Origin of the sequence: Candidatus Thiosymbion oneisti (assembly GCF_004359955.1) — a bacterium.
GTDB lineage: Bacteria > Pseudomonadota > Gammaproteobacteria > Chromatiales > Chromatiaceae > Thiosymbion > Thiosymbion oneisti.
In genome coordinates, this window is the sequence record NZ_SMSC01000026.1 from 53,766 (window position 1) to 60,792 (window position 7,027).

General features: G+C 57.6%; 9 protein-coding genes. 2 read left to right on the forward strand and 7 right to left on the reverse strand.

What is annotated here, in order from left to right; translation table 11 throughout:
- Positions 1-200: 200 nt before the first annotated feature.
- Positions 201-518, forward strand: coding sequence for a cupin domain-containing protein (locus E1958_RS15315; protein WP_133512638.1), 318 nt, complete (start codon positions 201-203; stop codon positions 516-518).
- A 320-nt stretch (positions 519-838) separates the two neighbouring features.
- Positions 839-973, forward strand: coding sequence for a hypothetical protein (locus E1958_RS21690; RefSeq protein WP_279512437.1), 135 nt, complete (start codon positions 839-841; stop codon positions 971-973).
- Between the two features lie 237 nt (positions 974-1,210).
- On the opposite strand, the gene E1958_RS15320 is transcribed toward E1958_RS21690, so the two are convergent.
- From E1958_RS15320 to E1958_RS20420, 7 genes are all read right to left on the reverse strand, one after another.
- The gene (locus E1958_RS15320; RefSeq protein ID WP_133512639.1) at positions 1,211-2,029 is read right to left on the reverse strand and encodes a sirohydrochlorin chelatase; all 819 of its coding nucleotides are present in this window, start codon (positions 2,027-2,029) and stop codon (positions 1,211-1,213) included.
- A 43-nt stretch (positions 2,030-2,072) separates the two neighbouring features.
- Complete coding sequence (locus tag E1958_RS15325; RefSeq protein WP_133512640.1) at positions 2,073-2,573, reverse strand: hypothetical protein; 501 nt, start codon at positions 2,571-2,573, stop codon at positions 2,073-2,075.
- A 9-nt stretch (positions 2,574-2,582) separates the two neighbouring features.
- Positions 2,583-3,476 (reverse strand): CbtA family protein, encoded by an 894-nt coding sequence (locus E1958_RS15330; RefSeq protein WP_165742340.1) that lies wholly within the window; start codon positions 3,474-3,476, stop codon positions 2,583-2,585.
- Positions 3,477-3,495: 19 nt separating this feature from the next.
- The gene (locus E1958_RS15335; RefSeq protein WP_133512642.1) at positions 3,496-3,678 is read right to left on the reverse strand and encodes a CbtB domain-containing protein; all 183 of its coding nucleotides are present in this window, start codon (positions 3,676-3,678) and stop codon (positions 3,496-3,498) included.
- A gap of 960 nt (positions 3,679-4,638) precedes the next feature.
- Positions 4,639-4,920, reverse strand: a complete 282-nt coding sequence (locus tag E1958_RS15340) for an IS1/IS1595 family N-terminal zinc-binding domain-containing protein (RefSeq protein ID WP_133512643.1) — start codon at positions 4,918-4,920, stop codon at positions 4,639-4,641.
- Positions 4,921-5,018: 98 nt separating this feature from the next.
- On the reverse strand, positions 5,019-6,254 hold the full coding sequence (ubiH, locus tag E1958_RS15345) for a 2-octaprenyl-6-methoxyphenyl hydroxylase (RefSeq protein ID WP_133512644.1): 1,236 nt from the start codon (positions 6,252-6,254) through the stop codon (positions 5,019-5,021).
- Between the two features lie 94 nt (positions 6,255-6,348).
- Positions 6,349-7,027: hypothetical protein (locus E1958_RS20420; RefSeq protein ID WP_166664673.1), on the reverse strand; the 679-nt coding region annotated here is incomplete at its 5' end.

Here is a 7,027-nt window from a genome sequence, read left to right on the forward strand (position 1 = left end):
GCCTAACTCGATACCATTAAGTTAGCTGTTGGCCGCTTGTCGTGGTGGATCGGAATACGAAAGAGAAAACGACAAAGCGCGCGAATCCATTCGTGAGGATTCGCGTGATTCGTAGTCTTTTCTCTTACTTTGCCGACCGGTAACGCTTAACTTAATGGCATTGTAACCCAACCTACGAACTAACGACCGGTAGTAAATCTGTGGAAAAAAGAAACATCTATGCCAAGATCCCCGCAGATCTCAGTAATGAAGTATTTGAAGTTCTTGTACAGAGCAAGAAAATCAAAATCGAACGTATCGTATCAAAAGGACATACCTCACCGGATACCGGATGGTACGACCAGGAGCAAAATGAATGGGTCATTGTACTCAAGGGAAATGCCGACATCTCGTTTGAAAATGGGCCGGTAATAAACCTCAAGGAAGGTGAATACATAAATATACCGGCGTACAAGAGGCATAAGGTAATCAATACGAGCACCATCCCGGAGACGGTATGGTTAGCTGTACATTATTAAAAAAGGGTCCAAATCTCGGCGTATTGAATTACGGCGCGTTTGACGTCGTGCCCAACGAGGTGTTTCCCCGCGCCTAACACCGACGGCCCTGCATGCGGTCGGGCGGGCAGACCAATGCCATTAAATTAAGCCTCAAAGCCCCTCTCCCGGCGGGAGGGTGTCGCAACAGCCCCGCTCCCGGTCTCTGGTTCCCACGCAGCGCCTGGGAACGATAAAACTAAGCCTGACTGATGACCATTTGGACCGGCAACTCGGCATTCAGGTTTTACCCGATAGCCGGAAGGGCCAACGAAATATCGGTAGTCCCGGGAGCCGACAACATGTCGGCGGTCCCGGGCCGGCTGGGACCGCCGTCTTTCAGACGGCTTACGGACCCCATCACCAGTTGGCGGCAACGCTCAGCGCAGACGCCTTCCGGGCCGCACCGGATAACGCCGGACAGCCGGCAGGTGTGATTCCCGTGTATACCACCGGCCTGATGCTCTCCGCGGCGCAGAGCTGCCACCTTCACACGCAGCGCGTGGGAACGAGAATGACCGCGTCGGGCCTCACCTTTTACGACACCCTCGGCGGGAGAGGGGTTGGGGTGAGGGCGAAAAAAACAGCGCACGATCGATCACAAACCGCGTCGGTAACGCTTAACTTAATGGCATTGGGGTGCAGGCCGCATCGGTTCAGCGATTCAAAAGCGGTCAGTTGGACTGCAACGGGACGGGGTTATCATAGGGAGAAAGTAGGCTGCCCTCGCGGCATTGTCGCAGACGCAGGTCGAGCAGATCAAGCAGCTGCTCATGGGCACCGATGTAATCCGCCTGCACGATCACTCGGTTCGGATACTGCTTTGTAAGCCGTTCCACCTGCCGCTCGATGCGTTTTATCAGCCGTCCGGTAAACAGGTAGTAGGGCAACACGATCATCTGGCTGGCACCGAGCAGATCAAGTCGCTGCACGACCTGTTCGAGTCGCGGGAAGCAGACGTCGGTAAAGGCGGGCAGCACCAGCTCATGGTGGGTGGTCTCGTAGATCCAGTGGGCCATCTTGGCGACTTCGCCGGTGGCTTCGATATCCGACGCGCCCCGTGCCAGCACCACCACACCGGTGGTGCGGGGGTCCGGCATGGCCAGCCTCACCATGGCCTGGTGTAAACGATAGCGGAGGGCCTTTAACAGCTGGTCGGTGGTTCCCAGATGGCACCCGTAGCGGAACTCAACGCCGGGATGGCGCGCCCGCGCCGAGGCGATGGCCTGGGGGATGTCATGCTTCACATGACCGGCGGCATTCAGGACCAGGGGCAGCACGAGCAGGCGCCCACCCCCATCGCCCAACTCCGCAACGGCCTGCTCCAAACCCTGGGGCAGCAACACCGGGGCGTGCTCGATCCAGCACACCCGGACCGGGACCCCGGAATGGCGTGCTTGCCAGAGACCGGCGAGCTCTTCTACCTCTCGGTTGCCCTGGTTGCCTGGATCCCGGGCGCCGTGGGCGACTAGCAAGACGACTTCTTTTATCACGCGTCGTTGTTCCTCAAGTCGTTCGTTAGCTACCAATGGCGGCTCAATGGTCGGCAACCGTGATCGTCTCTATGTCTTGAATAACCTCGCCGTCTACCGCCAAGTCTTGGTGCGAATTCGAGTTGAGGGTTACCCGAATCGAATGGGTCCCCGGCGTAGGTTCCGGGATGTGGAACCAACGCCCATATACGCGAGCGATCTTTTTCCCGTCGAGATAAAGGTGGGCATGGCCTTCGCCGGCAATATGCTCGGAACTCGCGTGTTGCGGGGAAAAACGAAAGTGTTTTGTGACAATCTCCAGGTTCCTGCCCGCCATGCCATCTTTATGGACGATCAGGTCGACCTGAGGAATCGCGCTATCCCTGGAGAGGTCGAGCCTTCCATGGTCATGTGGGCGATGTAGGGTTTGCTGGAGATGCACCTGGGGAAGCTGCTCACGGGCATCCTGCACGGCCATATCCCCCCGCTGGTTGCCGAGCAGATGGCCCGCGAGAAAGGCAGCAACCGTGACCAATACCGCCACCGTTCTTTCCCTATCGCCCATGCCAGTACCCTACGGATTCGAGGTAGAACCGATCGCCTTCACCCGTTCCTGGCGGTCGGCCAGCTTGAGGAATGTCCAGGCGCCGAGGCCGCCGAGGAGCAGCCAGAAGGCCGCATTGACCAATGCCGCACGCCAGATGAATGCATCCGCCAAGGCCATCGGGGCCGTGCCGCCGTGTATTTCCGGTTGGGGGGCACCGAGTAGATGCGGGGCGACGACGAGGACGGCACCGACGATCTTCCAGGCCCATGGCCGTTGCAAGACGATAAGGACCAATCCGACCGCCGAGCAGAGAGCCGTCAGCAACCACCAGCCCTGCCGCGAGACCAGATCCGCGGCGAAGCTGCCCGGAATCTCAGGGGGCAACCCCAAGGCGGGGAGGGCAAAAAAGGCGGCATAACCGCCCAGCCCCCAGAGCAGACCTTCCGGCCATCGCAGGCCCGGACGTAGCGAGAAGGCGGCTACCAGCAAGAGGCTGAAGGCTATCGCGATCAAAATATTGGCTACCAGCGTCGAGCCGCTGCGTTGCCAGCCGTCCTCCGGTCCCCAACCCGACTCCGCATGCTGGAAGCTATGGATACGCCGATACAATCGTGAGAGGACACCGCCGGCATCGGCCATCGACCCAGTCGCCTCGGACCGCCCGGTGTGGGTATGCCCATCCGGTCCTGGCATATGCCCGTCTGGTCCGTGGGTATGTCCACCCGGACCATGGATATGGCCAGCCGATCCGTGAGTATCACCGGAGCCATGGGTGTGGCCGGACCCATGGGTATGACCACCCGATTCATAGGTCTCGGCTTCCAGGATGATGGGTACCGTCACCAGGAGCTGTAATCCGGTCACGACCAAGCCGACCAATACACCGACCATACAGGAAGCGAAAACGATGTTTCTGAACATCTCGGCGCCTATCCCCGTCTCAATGGCACGGAAAGGCCGCGGTGTGGCGGGCATCGTGGGCGGCGTTGTGCGCCGCCAGGGGTGCGAACCCCGCCCCGTACAGGATCACCAGGCCCAACAGGGCGGAAGACAAGGCCGGCCACAGATGGGTCCGCCGTTGGGCATGAGCACGCCCTTTCATATCTGATGTGAGAGTAGACATCGCTTTACTCCAGTTTTCTATCAGGCAAATGGCCGTCCCGCACGACGGCCGCGGGTATCGAAAGCAGCAGGGGAAGCAAGCAGCAGGAGACTAGTACCTAGTTTCGACCGATGTTGCAAGTTAATAGTATCTGCTTGCTCACACGCTTGGCTCACATACTCCAGTATGTGGAGTAGGGGGTGTTGACAGTCCGAAGGTCCGTGCAGCGGACCCTACGCTAACCGCTCGATTGACTGTAGGGTCCGCTGTGCGGACCGCTGGGATGTTGCGGCCATCTAGCCTGTGAAAACCGTTGGTCAGTGCAGATAACAACCAGAAAGAGAACCACGGATGAACACGGATCGACACGGATGGAGACAAATCCGTGTTGATCCGTGTCTATCCGTGGTTCGAGATAGCGAGGATCAGATCGTTTCTCTCGTTCCCACGCGCCGCGTGGGAACGCAGAAGCTCCGCGCCGCGGAGTGTCTTGGAAACTCGTAGCCGCTGCTGCATGGGCCTGATATGCTTGATTTTCATGAGGATTCAGCTCAATTGAGAACGCCCCCTAGGCTTTCCCCTTTCGCCCTCCGCGATTCAGGGTGTCGAGTTCAGAGGATCCCCGGCCAGTCTCCGGGCTCGTGAAGGCGATCAAAGACTGTACCTTACGGGCACCGGGTCGAAAAATCCAGGGCAAGCCCCTTCCAACGAGACATGAGCCTGAAGCGGGGGCGTGATTCCGAGGCGTGATTCCAGTGTGAGATGAGCCTGAAGGCGGTCGGTGTTGGCATTATCGATCCCAAAGGATTCAGCACCCGTCTTCACTGTGATCACCACCGGCATCGGCAACGACTTCTTAAGTTGTCCTGCTCACGGCAATCCGGACCCGGACGGCGTTGGCTTTGCTGAAGACAAAGGACCATAACTCATCCAGCCCCAACACCGGTATTTGTTCCGGATCAACTAGGTATAAATGTCGCTTCAAGGGGTGGAAGCTGCTCGGCTTTTTTTTAACCACGTACTCAAGGTTTGGCGACAAACCCCATAACTCCGTTCGATCCCACGCATGCTCGGTCGTTCTTGATAAGCCCTTAGAATGAGTTCCTTCTCCTCTTCCGTATAGCGTTCTCGGGGCTCAAGTACGCCGTAGGCGCCACAGGTTTTACAATGATATTGCTGGTTGCCGCACGCATTGGTGCCATTTTTGGTGAGTTCCTTGCCGTGACATTTGCGGCAAGTATGTACTTTAGTTTTGACAATCATAACCTAAACTCTTTGGCTAAATTTGAGTCAAGTCGATTACTATACTCTGGCACTTAAAAATTTACCACTACCCGGTCCACCAGGGCGATCCGGTGGCGTCAAGTATTATTCGATCGCCCTGTCCTCGACGGCAGGCCACGCGCGAACCATGGCTGGCTTCCCCCCGCAAGACCCATGAAGTGCCGCGCGACCAAATGGCGCAGCCCAGGGGACAGCCCTAGGCCCAGCAGGCCCAAACCACGGGCCCAACGCACGGGGAGCCAGGGATTGACGAATATCCGGGCCAGGGCGTCGATAGCCGCGACTACCGCCGTCTGATCCCAACCGCGCAGGCGACGGTATGCGTCCAGCGTCCGACCGCCTCCGGGGTCGTCACCCGCGTGTGCGGCCTGGACCAACACCTCGGCGAGCGCCGCCACGTCCCGCAGGCCCAGATTGAAGCCCTGGCCGGCCACCGGGTGCAGGGTGTGGGCCGCGTTGCCGACAAGCACCAGGCGCCGGCCCACCGGCTCGCGGGCAAGCATCAACCTGAGGGGGTAGGTCAGCCGCCGTCCAGGCCGGGTAAATTTCCCCAGCCGATACCCGAAGCGGCCCTGCAGGCCGGCCAGAAATTCGCGGTCGGAGAGGTTCAGCAGCCCGGCTGCCTCGCCCTCCCGCACGGTCCAAACCACGGAGTAACGCCCTTCGGTCATAGGCAGCAGGGCCAGGGGTCCGGTTTCGGTGAAGCGTTCAAAGGCCACCCCAGGTCGGGGCCGTTCGGGCGTCACCGTCGTAATCAAGGCGTCGTGGCCATACCCGTGCTCCCGCACGGCCAGTCCAAGACGCCTGCGAACGGAGGAATCGCCGCCGTCGGCGGCCACCAGCAAGCGCGTCTCAAGGAGCCTCGAAGTGGTGCCGACGGTCACCTCCAAAGCGACCCGCTCCCGTTGGACCCGAACCCCCAGCAACCGCGCCGGACACAGCATCTCCACCCCGGCCAGACCATCCTGGATGGCTTGGCCGAGCCGCCGTGCCGGGGCCACATAGCCCAGGGCTGCCACCCCTTCCTCGCGATGATCCAGCCGCGTAAAGCCGAACCTACCCCGGTCGGAGACATGGACCTGCCGGATCGGCTCCGCCCCCGCCACGATCGTCTCCCACAGGCCGATGTCCTCGAAGATGCGACGACTGCCCCAGGACAGGGCAATGACCCGCTCGTCATAGCTCGGTTGGGCCTCCGACCGCGGCGGCACGGCCTCTACCACACACAGCCGCAAGCCGGTCTCGGCCAAGGCGCAGGCCAGGCTGCCCCCGACCAACCCGCCGCCGACGATGACTAGGTCGTACTCATTCAATTTTCAACCTCAGGGCCTGAATGATGAGTGCGGAATGATGAATGATGAGTGATGAGTGATGAGTGAACATCTACATCATTCCGCATTCATTGCATCAATCACCCGACACGTTAACAGTCGGCCCTATTGATCTGTTAGGTTCTCTACCTTCATTTCTTGGGGTTTCTATTTTCTCTTTACCTTTAATCTCAGTATCGGTATGGCTAATCCTCTTCAACATATCCCTTAGGAGGATTGACATTATTGGCACGGCGATTATTATAGCTAAAAGTGGAAGGTATTTTGGTATAAGATCGTCTGATAAAAATTGATCGCTACTCTTTAAATATAGAAATAACGTAAGTCCCAAAGCCATTATTGCGGTCATAGTCCCGAGCATTGCGCTGGTGTCTGTACTGCTATCGCTACTTACTCTAATAACTTCTATTCGTTGATCCGCCTCATTAATACCGGCTTTTTTCAACGAGGACAATAATTGACAAAACTCGATCTTTTGTTCGAAGGATAAAAATGTGTTATCCATAACCTCTTTCATCAATTCATCTACCAAGCTTGCTATACTGTATAAATCTGATTCATTAACTGAGTATTTTCTCGCGGTAGCGGAAAATAGAGCATCAAGCATATCCACAGATGGGATAACTTTTTCTGCAATTGCAGGCCGAATGGTATAAGTGATTTCGTTATTTGCAGTAGCGATTTTTTGCAAGTACTCACGTTTTTCTCTTTTGGAAAACAAGTAACGTGTAATAAAAGTAACTATAAGGCCGCTT

Bases quoted from the DNA above. Each gene is read 5' to 3' on its own strand.
- E1958_RS21690 (WP_279512437.1), top strand. From the start codon at position 839: ATGTCGGCGGTCCCGGGCCGGCTGGGACCGCCGTCTTTCAGACGGCTT.
- E1958_RS15325 (WP_133512640.1), bottom strand. From the start codon at position 2,573: ATGGGCGATAGGGAAAGAACGGTGGCGGTATTGGTCACGGTTGCTGCC.
- E1958_RS15330 (WP_165742340.1), bottom strand. From the start codon at position 3,476: ATGTTCAGAAACATCGTTTTCGCTTCCTGTATGGTCGGTGTATTGGTC.
- E1958_RS15335 (WP_133512642.1), bottom strand. From the start codon at position 3,678: ATGTCTACTCTCACATCAGATATGAAAGGGCGTGCTCATGCCCAACGG.
- E1958_RS15340 (WP_133512643.1), bottom strand. From the start codon at position 4,920: ATGATTGTCAAAACTAAAGTACATACTTGCCGCAAATGTCACGGCAAG.